The sequence below is a fragment of the Solwaraspora sp. WMMD406 genome (assembly GCF_029626025.1).
Taxonomy (GTDB): domain Bacteria; phylum Actinomycetota; class Actinomycetes; order Mycobacteriales; family Micromonosporaceae; genus Micromonospora_E.
On record NZ_JARUBF010000001.1, the window covers coordinates 5498884 to 5517123 of the forward strand.

The 18240-nt window shown below is 70.1% G+C and carries 18 protein-coding genes and 1 pseudogene; 5 read left to right on the forward strand and 14 right to left on the reverse strand.

Annotated features, from left to right (window positions below; genetic code table 11):
- Window positions 1-34: 34 nt before the first annotated feature.
- From rlmN to O7632_RS24335, 7 genes are all read right to left on the reverse strand, one after another.
- Window positions 35-1162, reverse strand: coding sequence for a 23S rRNA (adenine(2503)-C(2))-methyltransferase RlmN (gene rlmN / locus O7632_RS24305; RefSeq protein WP_278117520.1), 1128 nt, complete (start codon window positions 1160-1162; stop codon window positions 35-37).
- A 90-nt stretch (window positions 1163-1252) separates the two neighbouring features.
- Window positions 1253-2383, reverse strand: coding sequence for a phosphatidate cytidylyltransferase (locus tag O7632_RS24310; protein ID WP_278120336.1), 1131 nt, complete (start codon window positions 2381-2383; stop codon window positions 1253-1255).
- Window positions 2384-2733: 350 nt separating this feature from the next.
- Window positions 2734-3291: a ribosome recycling factor gene (gene frr / locus O7632_RS24315; RefSeq protein ID WP_278117522.1), complete on the reverse strand. Its 558-nt coding sequence runs from the start codon at window positions 3289-3291 to the stop codon at window positions 2734-2736.
- A gap of 75 nt (window positions 3292-3366) precedes the next feature.
- Window positions 3367-4134 (reverse strand): UMP kinase, encoded by a 768-nt coding sequence (gene pyrH / locus O7632_RS24320; RefSeq protein ID WP_278117523.1) that lies wholly within the window; start codon window positions 4132-4134, stop codon window positions 3367-3369.
- Window positions 4135-4287: 153 nt separating this feature from the next.
- Window positions 4288-5118 carry a translation elongation factor Ts gene (tsf, locus tag O7632_RS24325; RefSeq protein ID WP_278117525.1) on the reverse strand — a complete coding sequence of 277 codons (831 nt, stop codon included), beginning with the start codon at window positions 5116-5118 and terminating at the stop codon, window positions 4288-4290.
- Window positions 5119-5160: 42 nt separating this feature from the next.
- Window positions 5161-5991 carry a 30S ribosomal protein S2 gene (gene rpsB / locus O7632_RS24330; protein WP_278117527.1) on the reverse strand — a complete coding sequence of 277 codons (831 nt, stop codon included), beginning with the start codon at window positions 5989-5991 and terminating at the stop codon, window positions 5161-5163.
- A gap of 355 nt (window positions 5992-6346) precedes the next feature.
- The gene (locus O7632_RS24335; RefSeq protein WP_278117528.1) at window positions 6347-7366 is read right to left on the reverse strand and encodes a hypothetical protein; all 1020 of its coding nucleotides are present in this window, start codon (window positions 7364-7366) and stop codon (window positions 6347-6349) included.
- A gap of 200 nt (window positions 7367-7566) precedes the next feature.
- Here O7632_RS24335 and O7632_RS24340 point away from each other — a divergent pair, with 200 nt between their 5' ends.
- The 5 genes from O7632_RS24340 (at window position 7567) to O7632_RS24360 (ending at window position 13380) form a co-directional block, all read left to right on the forward strand.
- Window positions 7567-7929: a YraN family protein gene (locus tag O7632_RS24340; protein WP_278117530.1), complete on the forward strand. Its 363-nt coding sequence runs from the start codon at window positions 7567-7569 to the stop codon at window positions 7927-7929.
- 203 nt (window positions 7930-8132) lie between these two features.
- Complete coding sequence (locus tag O7632_RS24345; protein ID WP_278117531.1) at window positions 8133-9650, forward strand: YifB family Mg chelatase-like AAA ATPase; 1518 nt, start codon at window positions 8133-8135, stop codon at window positions 9648-9650.
- Complete coding sequence (gene dprA / locus O7632_RS24350; RefSeq protein ID WP_278117532.1) at window positions 9650-10936, forward strand: DNA-processing protein DprA; 1287 nt, start codon at window positions 9650-9652, stop codon at window positions 10934-10936. The genes O7632_RS24345 and dprA overlap by 1 nt, the downstream gene beginning before the upstream one ends.
- 186 nt (window positions 10937-11122) lie before the next feature.
- A complete protein-coding gene (locus tag O7632_RS24355) occupies window positions 11123-12064 on the forward strand; it encodes a tyrosine recombinase XerC (RefSeq protein ID WP_278117534.1) in 942 nt (313 codons plus the stop codon).
- Between the two features lie 119 nt (window positions 12065-12183).
- Window positions 12184-13380 (forward strand): aminotransferase class V-fold PLP-dependent enzyme, encoded by a 1197-nt coding sequence (locus O7632_RS24360; protein ID WP_278117536.1) that lies wholly within the window; start codon window positions 12184-12186, stop codon window positions 13378-13380.
- 147 nt (window positions 13381-13527) lie between these two features.
- On the opposite strand, the pseudogene O7632_RS24365 reads toward O7632_RS24360, so the two are convergent.
- The 7 genes and pseudogenes from O7632_RS24365 to rplS form a co-directional block, all read right to left on the reverse strand.
- Window positions 13528-13977 (reverse strand): annotated as a pseudogene (locus O7632_RS24365) (peptidoglycan DD-metalloendopeptidase family protein); the annotation flags it as partial.
- Between the two features lie 197 nt (window positions 13978-14174).
- Window positions 14175-14498 carry a DUF2469 domain-containing protein gene (locus O7632_RS24370; RefSeq protein WP_123604412.1) on the reverse strand — a complete coding sequence of 108 codons (324 nt, stop codon included), beginning with the start codon at window positions 14496-14498 and terminating at the stop codon, window positions 14175-14177.
- Window positions 14495-15352, reverse strand: coding sequence for a ribonuclease HII (locus O7632_RS24375; protein WP_278117539.1), 858 nt, complete (start codon window positions 15350-15352; stop codon window positions 14495-14497). The genes O7632_RS24370 and O7632_RS24375 overlap by 4 nt, the downstream gene beginning before the upstream one ends.
- Entirely contained in the window at window positions 15346-15879 is a 534-nt protein-coding gene (locus tag O7632_RS24380; RefSeq protein ID WP_347403596.1) for an NUDIX domain-containing protein, read from the reverse strand. The genes O7632_RS24375 and O7632_RS24380 overlap by 7 nt, the downstream gene beginning before the upstream one ends.
- 61 nt (window positions 15880-15940) lie before the next feature.
- Window positions 15941-16573 carry a signal peptidase I gene (gene lepB / locus O7632_RS24385; protein ID WP_278117541.1) on the reverse strand — a complete coding sequence of 211 codons (633 nt, stop codon included), beginning with the start codon at window positions 16571-16573 and terminating at the stop codon, window positions 15941-15943.
- Window positions 16570-17418, reverse strand: coding sequence for a signal peptidase I (gene lepB, locus O7632_RS24390; protein WP_278117543.1), 849 nt, complete (start codon window positions 17416-17418; stop codon window positions 16570-16572). The genes lepB (O7632_RS24385) and lepB (O7632_RS24390) overlap by 4 nt, the downstream gene beginning before the upstream one ends.
- Before the next feature lie 335 nt (window positions 17419-17753).
- A complete protein-coding gene (gene rplS / locus O7632_RS24395) occupies window positions 17754-18110 on the reverse strand; it encodes a 50S ribosomal protein L19 (protein ID WP_278117545.1) in 357 nt (118 codons plus the stop codon).
- Window positions 18111-18240: the final 130 nt, after the last annotated feature.

Sequence of the window (18240 nt, forward strand, 5' to 3'; positions counted from 1 at the left end):
GTCTCCTGGTGTACTCGCTGATCACGCCAGCAGCTCATGTCGCCACCGCCGCGGCGGCCAGCTGCCCGCATGCACCGTCGATCTCCCGGCCCCGGGTGTCGCGAACCGTGGCCGGGACGCCGGCCGCGCGCAGCCGCCGAACGAATTCCCGCTCCACCGGCTTGGCGCTGGCGTCCCACCGGCTGCCGGGTGTCGGATTGAGTGGAATGAGATTCACGTGGGCCATGCGTCCAGCCAGCAATCGGCCCAAGAGATCGGCTCGCCACGGCTGGTCGTTCACATCCCGAATCATCGCGTATTCGATGGACACCCGCCGTCCCGTGCGATCCGCGTACTCCCACGCGGCGTCCAAGACTTCGGCGACCTTCCACCGTTGGTTGACAGGCACGAGCTCGTCGCGCAGATCATCATCGGGCGCGTGCAACGACAACGCAAGGGTCACCGAAAGGTCTTCTCCGGCCAGCCGCCGCATCGCCGGTACCAGCCCGACCGTCGAAACGGTCAGATGCCGCTGGGACAGGCCCAGGCCTTCGGGCGGGGGGGCACAAAGCCGCCGAATCGCGGCGAGTACCCGGCCGTAGTTGGCCAACGGCTCGCCCATTCCCATGAACACGACATGCGACAACCGGGGCGGTGATCCGGTGACTCCACCGCCGGCCGCCACCCTCGCCAGGTAGACGACCTGGTCGACGATCTCGGCGGTCGACAGGTTGCGGGTCAGCCCGGCCTGACCGGTGGCGCAGAACGGGCAGGCCATTCCGCAGCCGGCCTGGCTGGACACGCAGACCGTGACCCGGTCCGGGTAGCCCATCAGGACGCTCTCGACCAACGAACCGTCGTGCAGCCGCCACAGCGCCTTGTGGGTGGCGCCCGCGTCGCACGAGCTTTCGCGCACCGGGGTCAGCAAGGTCGGAAGCAGGCGCTCGGTGATCAGGTCACGGGCGAGCGCTGGCAGGTCGGTCATCGCCGAGGGATCCCGGACCAGCCGACCGAAGTAGTGGTTGGAGACCTGCTTGGCCCGAAAGGCCGGTTGCCCCAGACCAGCGAGCAGCGTCCGCCGCTCGGCGAGATCCAGGTCGGCGAGGTGCCGGGGCGGCATGGTGGGCCGACCGGCGGCCTCGGTGGGCACCGGACGGAGTGGGGTCAGCGGCAGGCTTCTCATGACAGGTCCAGTCTCCCACGATCCCGCCGCAACCGGCTCACCCCGGGGCAGGGATCGATCAGTGACGGCACGAGCGCCCGGATCCACGTCTCATCCGGCTGGAGCGATCAGGGTCAACACAAGATAGGCGGTGGGCAGCGCGAACAGGATCGAGTCGAGCCGGTCCATCAACCCGCCATGGCCGGGCAACAGATTGCTCATGTCCTTGACGCGCAGATCCCGCTTGATCATCGATTCGGCGAGGTCACCGAGCACGGCGGCCACCGAGATCGCCACCCCGAACACCGCTCCCCACCAGGGCATGACGTCAAGCAGCAGGTAGAGCAGCAGCGCGCTGCCAGCGGCGGCGGCGGCCACCGAACCGGCAAACCCCTCCCAGGACTTCTTGGGGCTGATCGTCGGCGCCATCGGATGCCGGCCGAGGAACACTCCGGCCGCGTAACCTCCGGTGTCGGACAGGATGACCGCGGCCAGTGTCACCAGGATCTGGAGGTCGCCATCGGGTCGGCTCGTCAGCAACGCGGCGAACCCACCCAGGAACGGAACGTAGACGGCGACCAAGGTCGCGGCGGCGGCGTCCCGTTGGTACCCCTGAGGGCCGTCACCCAGCCGCCAGACCAGGGTGGCCAGCACCGTCGCCAGCAGCCCGAGGGCGAGCGCGTCCGGGCCGGTACGCCAGGCCAGCACCATCATCAGCACGCCACCCACCAGCAGCGGCGGTACCGGTGGCTGCAGTCCGGCGGTCCGCAGCGCCCGACTCATTTCCCAGATCGCGACGCCGATCGCCACGACCAGAACTCCGAGGAACGCCGGCCGCCAGACGAAGAGCGACGACAGGATGAGGGCCCCCAGCCCGACGCCGACGCCGATCGCCGCAGGCAGGTTCCGACCAGCCCGGCTCGGCCCGGGACCACTACCGCCCGGTCCGGAACCGGCAGACGGCTCCCGGCCAGCGGACGTCTCACGGTCAACCGAGACGTCGGCGGAGCCGGCCTTCGCGGCGGCAGAGGATCGACTCGGCGTGCCACCTGCGCGACGTCGGCGCGCGCCGGCGCGGCGACGCGCCGGGGATTCCGGCTCGGTCCGGGGCAGCATCTCGGTAGGGGTCTCGGCCGTCGCCGCTGACTCGTCTACCGGTGACGACCTGCTCCCGGTCGGCCGGTCGTTCGTACGTACACCATCGGGGTGGAGATGGTCCGGACGCGAGCCATCGGGACGCAGGTCGTCCGGACCATCGACGGCCCCGGCGTACGGGGCACGACCACCGGCACCGGTGAAGGGGCTACGGCCGGCGGTCGGTCCCGCGTACGGGAACTCGCCGGTACCGGTATACGGGCCACCGCCGGACGGGCCGGCACCGTTGATGCCGGCGTACGGGTTCGTCGGGGGTCTACCGTCGTATCCGGGGCGTCCGTATCCGGGGCGTCCCACCTGGCCGTTGGGTTCAGCCCGATCGACCGCCGGGTGGCCGTTACGGAACCCCGGAGCGGACGGTTCAGGCGCGGCACCGGAGTACCGCGCCCGATGACGATCGTCCGGGTGATCACCGCCGGCGGTCTCGGGGTAGGACATCAGACCTCGAGCAGCTCGGATTCCTTGTGCTTGACCAAGTCGTCAATGCTCGACACGTACCGGTGGGTCAGGTCGTCGAGTTCCTTCTCGGCCCGGCGTCCATCGTCCTCCCCTGCCTCGCCGTCCTTGACGATCCGATCCAGTTCTTCCTTGCCCTTACGGCGGACGTTGCGGATGGCCACCTTGGCGTCCTCGCCCTTGCCCCGGGCAACCTTGATCATGTCGCGCCGACGGTCCTCGGTCATCTGCGGCAGCAGAATGCGCAGCTGGTTGCCCTCGTTGTTGGGGTTCACCCCAAGATCCGAATCACGGATCGCCTTTTCCATCGCGGCCAACTGCGACATGTCGTACGGCTTGATGATCGCCATCCGCGGCTCGGGAACGGCCACCGACGCCATCTGGGTGATCGGCGTCGGGGTCCCGTAGTAGTCGAGCACGATCCGGGAGAACATCGCCGGCGTCGCCCGACCGGTCCTGATCGCGCCAAGGTCCTCCTTGGCGTGCTCGACAGCGCGCTCCATCTTCTCCTCGGCTTCGAGAAGCGTCTCCTCGATCACCTGCTCCGTCGCCTCCTTCTGGTGGTTCCTGTCCTGCGTGGCCGCTCGGCGGGCGTGCCGGCGGACAACCGTCCGTCAGGCCGTGATCAAGGTACCGATACGTTCGCCGGCGACCGCGCGCACGATCGTGTCGTCGCCCTGCGCGCCGAAGACCAGCATCGGCAGGTCGTTGTCCATGCAGAGGCTGAAGGCCGCGGCGTCGGCCACCCGCAGTCCGCGCCGGAGCGCCTCGGCGAAGGTCACGGTGTCCAGCTTGCGGGCGGTGGGGTCGGTACGCGGATCGGCCGTGTACACCCCGTCGACGCCGTTCTTGCTCATCAGCACCACGTCGGCGTGGATCTCCAGGGCCCGCTGCGCCGAGACCGTGTCCGTCGAGAAGTACGGCATGCCGGCCCCGGCGCCGAAGATCACCACGCGGCCCTTCTCCAGATGACGGATGGCACGTAGTGGGATGTAGGGCTCGGCGACCTGGGCCATGGTGATCGCGCTCTGCACTCGTGTCTCCACGCCTTCCTTCTCCAGGAAGTCCTGCAGAGCCAGGCAGTTCATCACGGTGCCGAGCATGCCCATGTAGTCGGCGCGGGCGCGGTCCATGCCGCGCTTCTGCAGTTCGGCGCCACGGAAGAAGTTGCCGCCACCGACCACGACGGAGACCTGCACGCCGAGCCGGGACACGGTCGCGATCTGCCGGGCGATGTCCTGCACCACGTCCGGGTCGACCCCGATCGCCCCGCCGCCGAAGACCTCCCCGGACAGCTTCAGGACGACCCGCCGGGACCGTCCGGGCGGGGGTGCCGTGGGGTCGTCCGCCGCCAGCGTGTGCCCACTCACTACCTGCGTCATCCGACCCGCCCTTCCCTAGCTGCCGTCAGCGCCGCACTGCCCACACTACGGAACGAGGAGGCCGTAGTGCCTGTCACGTACACCAACGGCCTCCTCTATCGATCGCTTTCACCTGTCCGTCGGCCTGGCCGACGGACAGGTCTGGCCCACGGATCAGGCCTGGCCGACCTCGAACCGCAGGAAGCCGGTGACGTCGATGCCAGCCTCGGCGAGCACCTGCTTGACGGTCTTCTTGTTGTCCGCGACCGAGGCCTGCTCGAGCAGGACGAAGTCCTTGAAGAAGGCGTTCACCCGACCCTCGACGATCTTGGACATCGCCGCCTCCGGCTTGCCCTCCTCGCGGGCGGTCTGCTCGGCGATCCGGCGCTCGGATTCGACCGTCTCGGCCGGGACCTCGTCCCGGGTGAGGAACCGCGGCCGCATCGCGGCGATCTGCATCGCCACGCCACGCGCGTCGGCGTCGCCGGCCTCGTCGGCCTTGCCCGCGTACGCCACCAGCACACCGACCTGCGGCGGCAGGTCCTGCGCCTTGCGGTGCAGGTAGACCGCCACGGTGCCGTCGAGGCGGCCGAACCGGTTCAGCACCAGCTTCTCGCCGATCTTGGCGGACTGCTCCTGGACGGCGTCGGCGACGGGCCGTCCGTCCGGCAGGGTGGAGCCGAGCAGCGCCTCGGCGTCGGCCGCCTTGATTTGCTCCCCGTGCTCGACCAGCAACTGGGCGAACTCGATGAAGTCAGTGTTCTTCGCGACGAAGTCCGTCTCGCAGTTGAACTCGAGAAGCGCGGACCCGTGGTGGGCCACCAGTCCGTTGGCGGCGGTCCGACCGGCCCGCTTACCGACATCCTTGGCACCCTTGATCCGCAGGATCTCGATGGCCTTGTCGAAGTCGCCCTCGGCTTCCTGCAGCGCCTTCTTGGAGTCCATCATGCCGGCGCCGGTGAGGTCGCGGAGCTTCTTGACATCCGCTGCGGTGAAGTTGGACATAACTCTCTCTTCGATCTCGTCAGGCAGCTGGTTGAATGGTCGTCATTCTGCGGCGGCGGGGGCGGGTGCGGGCTCGTTGTCCTTCTTGTCCGGGCCTTCGAGCAACTCGCGCTCCCACTCGGCGAGCGGTTCGTCGGTGGCGACGGCGCCCGGCTCGGGCTTGTCGTCGGTGCCCCGCTGCTTGCCGGAACGGGCGATCAGACCGTCCGCGACCGCTGCGGCGACGACCCGCGTGAGCAGTTCGGCGGAGCGGATCGCGTCGTCGTTGCCGGGGATCGGGAAGTCGACCTCGTCGGGGTCACAGTTGGTGTCGAGCACCGCGATCACCGGGATGCCCAGCTTGCGGGCCTCGTCGACCGCGATGTGCTCCTTCTTGGTGTCGACGACCCAGATCGCCGCCGGAACCTTCTGCATGTCCCGCAGACCGCCGAGGGTCCGGCTGAGCTTGTCCTTTTCCCGGGACAGCTGCAGCGTTTCCTTCTTGGTGTAGCCCTGCGCGGTGCCGGTCAGGTCGAGCGCCTCGAGTTCCTTCATCCGCTGCAGCCGCTTGTAGACCGTCTGGAAGTTGGTCAGCATGCCGCCCAGCCAGCGGTGGTTGACGTACGGCTGTCCCACCCGGGTCGCCTGCTCGGCGATTGCTTCCTGGGCCTGCTTCTTGGTGCCGACGAACAGAATGTTGCCGCCCTCGGCGACCGTGTCCCGGACGAAGCTGTACGCCTTCTCGATGTAGTCGAGAGTCTGGCGCAGGTCGATGATGTAGATGCCGTTACGCTCAGTGAAGATGAAGCGCTTCATCTTCGGGTTCCAGCGCCGGGTCTGGTGCCCGAAGTGCACACCACTTTCCAGCAACTGCCGCATGGTCACCACAGCCATGGTGCGTTCTCCCTCGAAGTCCCTGGTTGTCACGCCAGCCAGGTGGCCGGACGTCCTGGCGCCCGGTCGCCGGTCATGGTGGGCCTGAGCGATCAGGACCAGGGAACCGTCGCCCCCACGGCAACTGCCGGGGAGAAGGGCGCGCGAGGTCGACCACACAAGGTGGTCGCCAGTTGTTCAGTGTACGCCCTACGCCCCTCGCCGGGCCCGGCAGGCCAGGCGTACCCATTTCGGGCACATCGCCACCGCTCGCGCCGAGCCGACGCCCACGCATTCCAGGACCGCGTCGCCGCTGCCTGGGCTGGCCACCGCCCTGGCCGGCCGGGCCCACGGCTCGGCCGGCCAGGCCCACGACTCAGGCGGCCAGGCCCGCGACCAGGAAGAGCACCAGACCGACGAAGAGGTAGGCGGTCGGTGGACGCAGCCACGCGTTGGCCGGGTCACCGACCTTGGTCGCACCGGTGGTCAACGCGAACAGGCCGACGCCGAACGCCGGAAGCCCGATCATCATGACCGTGCCGGCGACGACCGCGCCCACCTGCACCGGGTCGGCCAGCGCTCCGTCGAGCAGGAGGCGCAGGGCAGGCACTTCGAAGATCATCACCAGTACGGCGTACAGGATCGCCAGCGCCGGTCGCCGGCTGCGGTACACCCCGTCGCCGAACGTTCCCGCTGCCGGCGCTCGACGGCCGTACTCCCCGGGTGGCTGACCGGACGGGTCACCCGCCGGCCGAGGCGTCACCGGCGGCATCAGGCCGGTCGGTACGTTCACGGAGCTGGTCGGCTCCGCCGGCCGGCCGCCCGGTTGGCCCGCGATCGCCGGCTCGCCGCGTTGCTCGGGTGCCGCGAGCGGCGGAGCGCTCGCCGGCCCCGCCGCGAACGGCGGGCTACTCGCGGGTGCGGCGAATGGCGGAGCGCTCGCCGGCCCCGCCGCGAACGGCGGGCTACTGGCCGGTGGGGCGAACGGCGGAGCGCTCTCCGACCGGGCGAACGGCGGAGCACTGGCGGGTTCCGCCGCAGCGCGGCGGCCCGGTTCCGCAGCGGCGCGGCGACCCGGTTCGGCAGCGGCGCGGCGGCCCGGCTCCAGCGGCGTACGGGACGACCGGCTCGACCGTGTCTCACCGATGCCGTCCGAGCCCTGTCCACCCTCGCTGCCGGGGTAGCCGCCTGGTTCGCCGTGCCGGGCGCCGAGGCCCAGCGGATCGTCGCCGAAGCGCTCGGCGGGCCCGTCCGCAGGATGGCCGGGATGGCCGTTGCGCGGCTCGGCGATCGGATACCGCTCCGCTCCGCCAGCCTGCCAGCCCTGGTCAACATAGGTGCGCTCGGAGTACCACCGAGGATCGGGGTCGTCCGGGTAGTTTCGGTTCGGGTCCACGGACAGGCACCGTATGCCACCGGCACCAACACCGCCACCCAGCCGATCGGGTGACCGTCGGCACCTCGGACCAGGGACGTGACGGGCCCGCTTAGCACACTCGCGGTGACGATCTCGCGCTGTCCACATCCGCCGCCGGTCGTCCACATCCCGGGACCGACACCGCGCGGCTGACCCGGCGTGCGCCGCAGGGTGGAGCGATGACTTCCACCAGACAGGCCGTCGGGGCGTACGGCGAACGGTGCGCCGTGCGGTACCTGATCAATGCCGGGCTCGTCATCGTCGCCCGCAACTGGCGTCGCCAGGGCGGCGAGATCGACATCATCGCGCGCGACGGCGAGACGCTCGTCTTCTGCGAGGTCAAGACCAGGCGGGACACCCGCTACGGGTCGCCCGAGGAAGCGGTCACCGGCGCCAAGGCCGCGCGGATTCGTCGGCTCGCCGCCCACTGGCTCGCCGAGAATCCGGATCAGGGCAGACGCGACGTCCGGTTCGATCTCGTCGCCGTTCTGGTGGGTACGCGCGGCGCGGCCGAGGTGCGACACCTGCCTGCGGTGTTCTGAGGCCCGGTGCCCGATCGCATAGCACATCACGGGTTCGCGGGAGGCGTTGTCCACAGCGACGCCGTCATCCACAGTGCCGGCTCCGGCGGCTCGTTCGGACGCCACACCGGACGCCATCGTCGACGCATGACAGTTCGATCGCATCCCCGTGCCCGTCGCGGAACGCCGGCACGCTCCGGCTCTGTTCCTGAGGCGGTCCGGCGATGAGCTACGCGAAGGTCGTCTGCGTCGGCCTCGTCGGGGTGACCGGGCATCCGGTGGAGGTCGAGGCCGATCTGGCCGCTGGTTTGCCTGCGGTGATCATTTCCGGCCTACCGGACACGACGCTGCACGAAGCGCGGGATCGGGTCAGAGCCGCCATCGTCAATTCCGGGCAGCACTGGCCGAACCGCCGCATCACCCTCAACCTGCTGCCCGCCACCTTGCCCAAGATCGGTTCCGGTTTCGATCTGGCGATCGCCACCGCTCTGCTCGGCGGAGCGGGAGAGCTGCCGCTGGCGGCGGTCGACGGTGTCGCTCTCCTCGGCGAGCTGGGCCTCGACGGCACCGTACGGCCGGTCCGTGGTGTCCTGCCGATGGTGGCCGCGGCCGCCCGGTCCGGGATCACCCGGGTGGTGGTGCCGATCCAGAACGCCGCCGAGGCGGCGGCGGTGCCCGGCGTACGGGTCAAGGCGGTCGACACACTGCACCGGCTGGTGGCCTTCATCCGTGGCGAGGGATCCCTGCTGGATCCGCCCTCGGCCGAACCGGCACCCCCGCGTACCGGTCCGGACCTGGCCGACGTCGCCGGGCAGGGCCTCGGCAAACGTGCGTTGGAGATCGCCGCCGCCGGCGGGCACCATCTGGCGCTGCTGGGGCCGCCCGGGGCCGGTAAGACGATGTTGGCCGAACGCCTCCCGACGCTCCTGCCGGCGCTCGACGACGATGCCGCGCTGGAGGTCTCCGCGCTGCATTCGATCGCGGGAGCGCTGCCCCCGGGCAGCCCGCTGGTACGGCAGCCACCCTTCCAAGCCCCGCACCACTCGACCACTGTCAGTTCGCTGATCGGCGGCGGGACCGGGTTGGCCCGACCGGGGGCGGTGTCCCTCGCCCACCATGGGGTGCTGTTTCTGGACGAAGCGGCCGAATTCTCGGCCCGGGCGTTGGAGTCGTTGCGTCAACCCTTGGAAAAAGGGCGGGTGCTGATCACCCGGGCGATGGGGACGACCGAATACCCCGCCCGCTGCCAACTCGTACTCGCGGCCAATCCGTGCCCCTGCGCGCGGCCGGCCGGCGACCAGTACTGCGAGTGCAGCCCGACGGTCCGGCGCCGGTACCGGGGCCGGTTGTCGGGGCCGCTGCTCGATCGCATCGATCTGCAGGTGACGCTCCATCCGCTGCGCGCCGCCGAGCTCACGGCGACGCATTCGCCCGCCGAAGCCTCGGCGATGGTCGCCGCCAGGGTCGCCGCCGCCCGGTCGGCGGCGGCGGCCCGCTGGTCCGGGTCCGGTTGGCGGATCAACGCCGTGGTGCCGGGACCGGCGCTGCGGCAGTCGCCATGGCGGCTTCCCACGGCAGACACCGCGTCGCTTCGCCAGCGGCTGGACACCGGGAGCATCTCCGCCCGGGGATTCGACCGCATCCTGCGGGTGGCCTGGTCGATCAGTGACCTCGACGGCCGCGACCGACCGGTAGCCGCCGACATCGACGAGGCCATCGAACTCCGGACGGGAGACTTCTGATGCGGACATCGCCCCAACACCCCACGCCGGAGCCGCCCGCACGACCCGCCTCGGAACCGCCGGTCCTACCCACACCGCCACTGGCGGCACCCACGACGCGGTCGGCCGACGACGTCCGGCTCGCCCGGATCGCCCTGACGTGGCTCACGGAACCGGGCAACGAAGCTGTCCATCACCTGGTCAGCGCGGTCGGCCCGGTGGAGGCACTGGCCCGGGTCCGCGCTGGACGAGCTCCCGATCGGCCCTTCCGTACGGCCGCCGCGCGCTGGTCCACCGGGGATCCCGAGGAGGTGGCCGCCGACGCGCTGAACCGGGCGTCCCGGCTCGGCGCGCGCCTGGTGACCCCGGAGGATCCGCACTGGCCACGGCAGGTCGACGAGCTACTCCGCCTGGTCCGGCGACAACGCCGGGGCGACGGGCAGCCCGACGAGCGTGACAGCGCACCGCCCCTGGCCCTGTGGGTCCGCGGACCGTTAGAGCTGGACGAAGCCCTTGCCAAGTCGGTCGCCGTGGTGGGTGCCCGAGCCCTCAGCGAGTACGGCCGGCACGTCGGTACCGAGTTCGCGTACGGGCTGGCCGAGCGCGGTTGGACAATCGTCTCCGGTGGCGCGTTCGGGGTGGACGCGGCCGCACATCGAGGGGCGCTCGCCGCCGGCGGATCCACCGTCGCGGTGCTGGCGTGTGGGGTGGACCGGCCCTATCCCAGTGGGAACGCGGCGCTGTTCGACCAGATCCTGGACACCGGTCTCCTGGTCAGTGAATGGCCGCCGGGCGCTGAGCCGCTGCGGCATCGCTTCCTCATCCGTAACCGGTTGATCGCCGCGGCGACGGCCGGGACCGTACTGGTCGAGGCCGGAGTGCGCAGCGGTGCCACCCAGACCGCCCGGCGCGCGTTGGCGCTCGGACGAGCGACCATGGTGGTGCCTGGACCGATCACCTCGGCGGTGTCGGTCGGCTGCCACGAGATTCTCCGCGAGTACCCACAGGCCCGGTTGGTCGCTGGCGTCGCCCACGTCCAGGAGGAGATCGGCCGGATCGGCGTCGATCTCGCGCCGACACCACGCGCGCCGGAGCATGCCCGGGACAAGCTCGACCCGCAGAGCGCACGGATCCTGGAGGCGGTGCCGAGCCGGGGCACCATCGGCTTGGACGCACTGGCCGGCCGGGCCGGGGTGGACACCCGAACCGCGTTGCGGAAGGTCTCCGCCTTGCAGACGCAAGGGCTTCTGGTCGGATCGGACGGGCAGTACCGACTTCCACCTCGTGGATCAGCGGGCAACCGTTGACCCGGCGCGGGCGGACCGGCACGACCGAGTCACCTTGATCACCGGTGGCTGGGCCCTCCCCGGCGGGTTCTCGGCCGGTGCGGCGGCCTCCCTGGCGGGTTCGCGGCCGGTGCGGCCGCCTCCCTGGCGGGTTCTCGGCCGGCGTGGCGGCTTGACGCATCGCCGATCACCATCGACGGTGCACCCATGAGCCAGGGTGACCGGGGAACCCAGCACCGGCACGGCACGCTGCCGCCGGCCATGCGGGAGTCGGTGGACTCCTTCGCCCGTCACCTGGCCCTGGTCGACAACCGCTCCGCGCACACCGTACGCGCCTACGTCGGAGACGTGGTGTCGCTCCTCGATCACGCCACCCGGATGGGTCGACACTCGCCCGCCGGACTCGACATCACGGTCCTGCGGAGTTGGCTGGCGCAACAACGGACCCGAGGCGCGGCTCGGACCACATTGGCCCGAAGGGCCGCCGCCGCACGCACGTTCAGCACCTGGGCCCATCGACAGAAGCTGATCGACAACGATCCGGGGGCGGCACTGGTCAGCCCGAAACCCCATCGGGAGCTGCCGGCTGTGCTCCGAGCCGAGCAGACCGCCCGACTTATGCCGGAACCGGACGGGCCGGCGGATCCGCTGCACCTGCGCGATCGGGTGGTGCTGGAACTGCTCTACGCCACCGGGATCCGGGTCAGTGAACTGTGCGGACTCGACGTGGCTGACGTCGACCCGGGCCGCCGCGTGGTGAGGGTCTTCGGCAAAGGCGCCCGAGAGCGGTCGGTGCCGTACGGAGAACCAGCCGCCGCCGCACTCGACGCGTGGCTGCGGCACGGGCGCGAGGCGCTGGTCGGTCCGGGCTCGGGCGACGCCCTCCTGCTGGGCGCGAAACGCGGTCGGCTGCAGACTCGCGTGGTACGGCGGATCGTCGCCGGAGCGGCCCGCGATGGCGGCATGCCCCACACCACCCCGCACGGTCTACGCCATTCGGCGGCGACGCACCTGCTGGAGGGTGGCGCCGATCTGCGAACCGTCCAGGAGTTCCTCGGTCACGCGTCGCTGTCGAGCACGCAGATATACACCCATGTCTCGGTCGAGCGACTTCGCACCGCCTACCAGCAGGCACACCCACGGGCGTGACCTCCTCGTAGATGGCCAGCGCCCGGCCCGGCGGCGTAAGTCGCCGTTCACCCCCACACCGGCCAGGTGGTGGATCGGTACGCACCCTCCGTCGGACACGCCCCCTTATGATCGACCCGATGAACGCTGCCTGGGTCCCACCACAGCCATTGGCCGGTGCCCGCATGTTGTTCTCGTTGGACCCCGCCGTGGCACACCTCAACCATGGTGCTTTCGGCGCCGTACCGATCACGGTGCAGCGCGCACAGCGGCGGCTGCGCGACGAGATGGAAGCCAACCCGACCCGGTTCTTCACCCATGGACTGCTGGACCGGTTCGCCCACACCCGCCGTCGTCTGGCGGAATTCCTCGGCGCCACGGCCGACCGGGTGACGCTGGTGGACAACGTCACGACGGCGTCGGCGATCGTCCTGCGATCCCTGCGTCTGGCCGCCGGCGACGAGGTCCTTCTCACCGATCACGGCTACGGAGCGGTCACGTTGGCCGTCGATCGGGAATGCCAGCGGACCGGGGCGCGGCGGCGTGCTGTCGCGGTCCCGCTCGGCGGTTCCTCGGAGGACATCGTCGCCGCCGTTCGGGCCGCACTGGCACCCGGACGCACCCGGCTGTTGGTGGTCGACCAGATCGCCTCGGCGACGGCGCAGCTCTTTCCGGTCGACCGGATAGCCGGCGTCGCCCGGGAACTCGGCGTACCCGTCCTGGTCGACGCCGCGCACGTCCCCGGGATGCTGCCGGTGGCGGTCGATCGGATCGGCGCCGACTTCTGGGTCGGCAACCTGCACAAATGGGCGTTCGCGCCGCGCGGCACCGCACTGCTCGTGGTCGGCGGCCAGTGGCTCGAACGAGTCGAGCCACTGGCGGTTTCCTGGGAGCAGGAGTCAGGTTTCCCGCAGCGGGTGGAGTGGCAGGGGACCCGGGACTACACCGCCTGGCTCGCGGCACCGGCCGGGCTCCATGCCCTGCGTACGCTCGGGATCGACCAGGTACGGACACACAACGCCGCCCTGGCCCGGTACGGGCAGCAGGTGATCGCCGACGCGTTGGCGGTGCCGGCGGACCGGCTGCCGGCACCCGACCCCCGCCAGCCGGAGGCCGCGAGCCTGGCGATGCGGCTGATTCCACTGCCCGACGGAGTCGCCAACTCGCTGGAACAGGCGCGGGAGCTGCGGCGACGCATCGCCGAACAGCTGGCTACCGAGGTGATGGTCTCGTGGTGGTCGAGCCGGACCTGGTTGCGGATCTGCGCACAGGTGTACAACCGTCCGCAGGAGTACGACCGGTTGGCCACCCGGCTCGCGGCGATGCTGCGCCGCTGATCTGCCGCTGACCGCGCTTCGGGTTCGCTCGGCGCGCATCGGATCGACCGGCAGCAGCCGGGCTCGGCCATCGCCCAGCAGCAGCAGCGGATCCAGGTAGGCCTCGCCGTACCGGAGTCCCCAGTGCAGGCAGGCCGGTCCGGGGCAGCCCCGATGGCCGGCGGCGAGCACGCCTATCGGGCTGCCGACCTCGACCTCGGCGCCGACCGGCAGGTCGGTCTCGACCGGCTCGTACGTGGTTCGCAGGCCGTCGTCGTGAACGATGGTCAGCACGCCACGGTCGACGAGTCGCCCGGCGTAGCCGACCGTCCCGGTTCCGGCGGCGAACACCGGGGTGCCGACGGGTGCCATGAGATCGATCCCGCGATGTCCACGACCCCAGGGAACCCGGGGTGGATCGAAGTAGCGGGTGACTCGTACCGGGCCCGGCAGCGGGACGGCGAATCGGGCGGTACCCGGCGCCCGGGCTGACACAGGGCTGATCCCTGAAGCCGCTGGACCAGGGGGTTCGACCGCGGCGGCCGCCCCGGTGAGGACGATCAGTACGGCGGTGACGGCGGCGACGACGAGCAGTGAGATCGTTGGGCGGCTGTTCATCTCGGCAGGATGTCCGGCCGCCGCGCCTGCCGGCCACCGGTCCGGCAACGCCCTGTGGACGGTCACCCGGGCTGTGGACAAGTCGGTCGGTGGACGAGATCCGTGCTACTGGCGGCCTCCGTCAGCCGACGCCGGACTCCGCCGTACGTGGCTACGAAGCTCGCCGACAGGGTCGACGGAGCCGCAGGGCCATCAGGTCAGCCGCTGAAACCGGAATCGGCGGGCAGCGAAATCTCCGGCTTGTCGAGTTCCTCGACATTGACATCTTTAAAAGTCATTACTCGGACATTTTTGACAAAACGCGCCGGACGGTACATGTCCCACACCCAGGCGTCGTGCATCTCCACCTCGAAGTACACCTCGCCGTCCGAGTTACGCACGTGCAGGTCGACCTGGTTCGCCAGATAGAACCGGCGCTCGGTCTCGACCACGTACGAGAACTGGCGGACGATGTCGCGGTACTCCCGGTAGAGCTGCAACTCCATCTCGGTCTCGTACTTCTCGAGATCTTCGGCGCTCATCGCAATCCGCCTTCCATGACCACATCTTCCCCCAGAAGCGCCGGTTGGCGAAGCTGCTCGTCCAACGCCACGCCGACGGTACCCCGTGCCGGGTCCGGTCGTCCCATCGGCTCACGGATGCCGATGCCGGGCTGGTCGGCCGGACCAGCCTCGCCCTCGCCGCCGTCCGGGCGCGCCGGTCGCCGGGAACGAGGGGGGCGGCCGGTTCGACCGGCGACCGCCGCCACGTTGACGTACGAGAATCGATGCTCCGCGCACGGACCCAGCCGCCGCAACGCGGCCTGGTGCTCAACCGTCACGTACCCCTTGTGCTCGGCGAATCCGTACCCCGGATGGCGCTCCTCCAAGCCGACCATGATCCGATCCCTGGTCACCTTGGCCAGCACGCTCGCCGCCGCCACGCAAGCGGCCACCCGGTCGCCCTTCCAGACGGCCAGTCCCGGTACGCCGAGCCCGTCGACGCCGAACCCGTCGGTGAGCACGTACTCGGGACGCACGGTGAGCGCCGCCAGCGCCCGCCGCATGGCGGCCAGGTTGCAGACGTGCAGGCCGCGACGGTCGACCTCCTCGGACCCGACGACCACGACCTGGAATGCCAACGCCTGCTCGCACACCGCCGCGTACACCCGCTCCCGGGCCGCCGCCGTGAGCAGCTTGGAATCGGCCAGGCCGGGCACCTCACCGCGACGGCCGGCCGGCAGGATCACGGCGGCCGCGACCAACGGCCCGGCGCAGGCCCCTCGGCCGGCTTCGTCGGCGCCGGCGACGTGGGCGAAGCCGCGCCGTTGCAAGGCGCGTTCCAGCGCGTAGAGGCCAGCGTCACGGCGAACCACGGTCCGTGGCGGGGTCAACACGATAGATCCTCTCCCAACAGGCGGTGCACCAACTCCGGCAGCTCGGCCGGGTAGTACCGCTCCCCCGAACCGGCGAGTTCCTGGACCGACCACCAACGGTAGGCGTCGATGGTCCGCCGCTCGATGTGATCGAATCCACTGGTGTCGACCTGCCACCGGGTCACCCGGAGCCGGAAGAAATCCTGTTCCTGCCGGTACCACCGGCCGTCGAACGGAAACACCACGGTCTCGTGCCAGACCGGTGCGCCCAGGTCGTCCGGGGACACCCGCAGTCCGGTCTCTTCGGCGAGCTCGCGGACCGCGCCGAGCACCGGGGTCTCCTGCGGCGCAAGGCCACCGCCCGGCGTGAACCAGTACCGGTGGTGCGGACGGGCCGGATCGTTGCCGCGCAGCATCAGGACCCGGTCGGCCGCGTCGATCAGCAGGACGCGGGCGGCGCGACGGGTGCGCACCGCGACCGACGCTGGCGGGCCGGCAGGCGCCGGGACCGTCACCGGCGCGCCGCCCGTCAACTCCGCGTCCGTCACCTGTCCAGAGTAGGAGACACGGCGGACATCCGGAGAGTTCACGGCGGCGGACCGCGTGCGGCTAGGAAGCCGGCACGGTGTCGAACGGCTCCGGTACGGTGAGCCAGGTGGCCCGGTCCAGCGGCCAGAAGATGGTGAACGCCCGGCCGACCACGGCGTCCTCGGAGACCGTCGCGTAGTCGATGTCGCCGCTGCGGTCCCAGTGTTCGAGCGAATCGCCGGAGGCGGACCGGTGGTCACCCATCACCCACAACCGTCCGGGCGGCACGGTGATGTCGAACGGTCCGACGGCCGCCGGGTCCTGAAGGCCGCCTTCGGCGAAGATGTACGGCTCGTCGAGCGGCTGGCCGTTGACGATGAGCCGTTCCTCGGGGTCACAGCACTGCACCCGGTCACCGCCGACCCCGATCACCCGCTTGATGAAGTCTTCACCGTCCGGGTTGCTACTCCACTCCGGTGGGGCCCGGAACACGATGATCTCTCCCCGTTCGGGGGACCGGAAGTGGTAGACCACCTTGTTGACCAGCACCCGGTCGTTGATGTCGAGAGTGTGTTCCATCGACGGCGACGGGATGTAGAAGGTCTGCAGTACGAAGGCCCGCACCAGGACAGCGACGAGTACCGCCACGCCCAGCAGGATCGGTAGTTCACGCCAGAACGAACTGGGCTTCTTCTCGGTCTGCTCGTCGATCACGTTCGGAGCCTACGACGTCTGGCTGGGAACGGTCTCGCAGAGGGCGAGGCGAAGAGTAAGGGAAGCAATACCGGCAGCACGACGACCAGGTCACCGGAGGTCTCCGGCGCGGCGTCCGGATTGTCGACCGCCGAGGGGGTGTCAGCGGCCGCCGGCAGGTCGTCGAAGGTGTCCGGCACCGACAGCCCGTCCCAGCGGTCCTGCGGCCAGACGATCACGAACGCCCGGCCGATGACGTTGTCTATCGGAACCTGTCCCTGACAGCGGGAATCCTGGGAGACCAACCGATGGTCACCCATCACGAACAGGTTCCCCGGCTCCACGACGATCTCGCCGAACTGCCGGGACCGGCACTCGTTCGGGTTGGGCGGAACGTCCAGCGGGGAGTCCTCCAGAACGTAGGCGGACTCGTCCAACGGCTGACCGTTGACCGTCAACCGTCCCTGCTCGTCACAGCAGCGGATGCGGTCACCTGGCACCCCGATCACCCGCTTGATGAAGTCCTTCTCGCCGGGACGGCCGATGCCGATCAGATCGCCGACGGTGCGACCGAGCTTGGCCACGAATCCGACGTCGGGTTCCTCGATGTACTCCGGGACCCAGTCGTTGGTGCCACGAAACACCACGACCTCACCGCGCACCGGGTCACGGACGTCGTAGACGACCTTGTTGACCAGCACCCGGTCGCCGATGAGCAGAGTGTCTTCCATGGAGCCGGAGGGGATGAAGAACGCTTGCAGCAGGAACGACCGGATCAACACCGCCAGGCAGAAGGCGACGACCAGCAGCAGGGGCAGCTCCTGCCACAACGGCATCTGCCGGCGGCGGCGCTGCACCATCTGCATGTTCGATCGGCTGGGCCGCCTGGCCCGGACCCGCGTCGGTCGGGCCGGCGTTCGGCTCTGCCGACGACCACGCTGCGGTCGGTCCGTCGCCTGGGCACGCCGCTGCCAGGGTTCCAGGTCTTCCTGTGGATACACGCTACGCATCTCCCCGGTCCCGAGACACGGCGCTACCGCTCACGGCGCCTCTCGTCAGGCGCCACGAGCGGTAGCACGGTTGATTCCCGCCGCCGCAGCGGTCGCCGCGGATGTAGCGCTCCCCATCGGTCACTACCGCAAGGGTAGTTGGCGCGAGCCCGTAGCGGCAGTCCTGGAATCGGGATCCGGGATGATTCGTCCTAGCTGACCTGCTTTTCCCGCTTTTCCTTGATCTTGGCGGCCTTACCGCGAAGGTCCCGCAGGTAGTAGAGCTTGGCCCGGCGGACGTCACCACGGGTCACCATCTCGATCCGGTCGATGGCCGGGCTGTTGATCGGATAGGTCCGCTCGACGCCGACACCAAAGCTGACCTTGCGAATGGTGAAGGTCTCCCGCAGACCGGAGCCCTGGCGCCGGATCACCACGCCCTGGAAGACCTGGACCCGGGAACGGTTACCCTCGACGACCCGAGCGTGCACCTTGAGCGTGTCACCGGCGCGGAAGTCCGGAAGGTCGGTCCGCTGCGACTGGGCGTCAAGAGCGTCCAGCGTGTTCATCGCTGCATCCTCGGAGTACTCAAGGCGCACCGGCTCTGCGGTGCGCGGATGGATGATACTGATCCCACACCGAGAGTGTCCTCTGCTGATGGGATCCTCGCAGCCGGACGCGGATGCCCGGCTGCGGCAA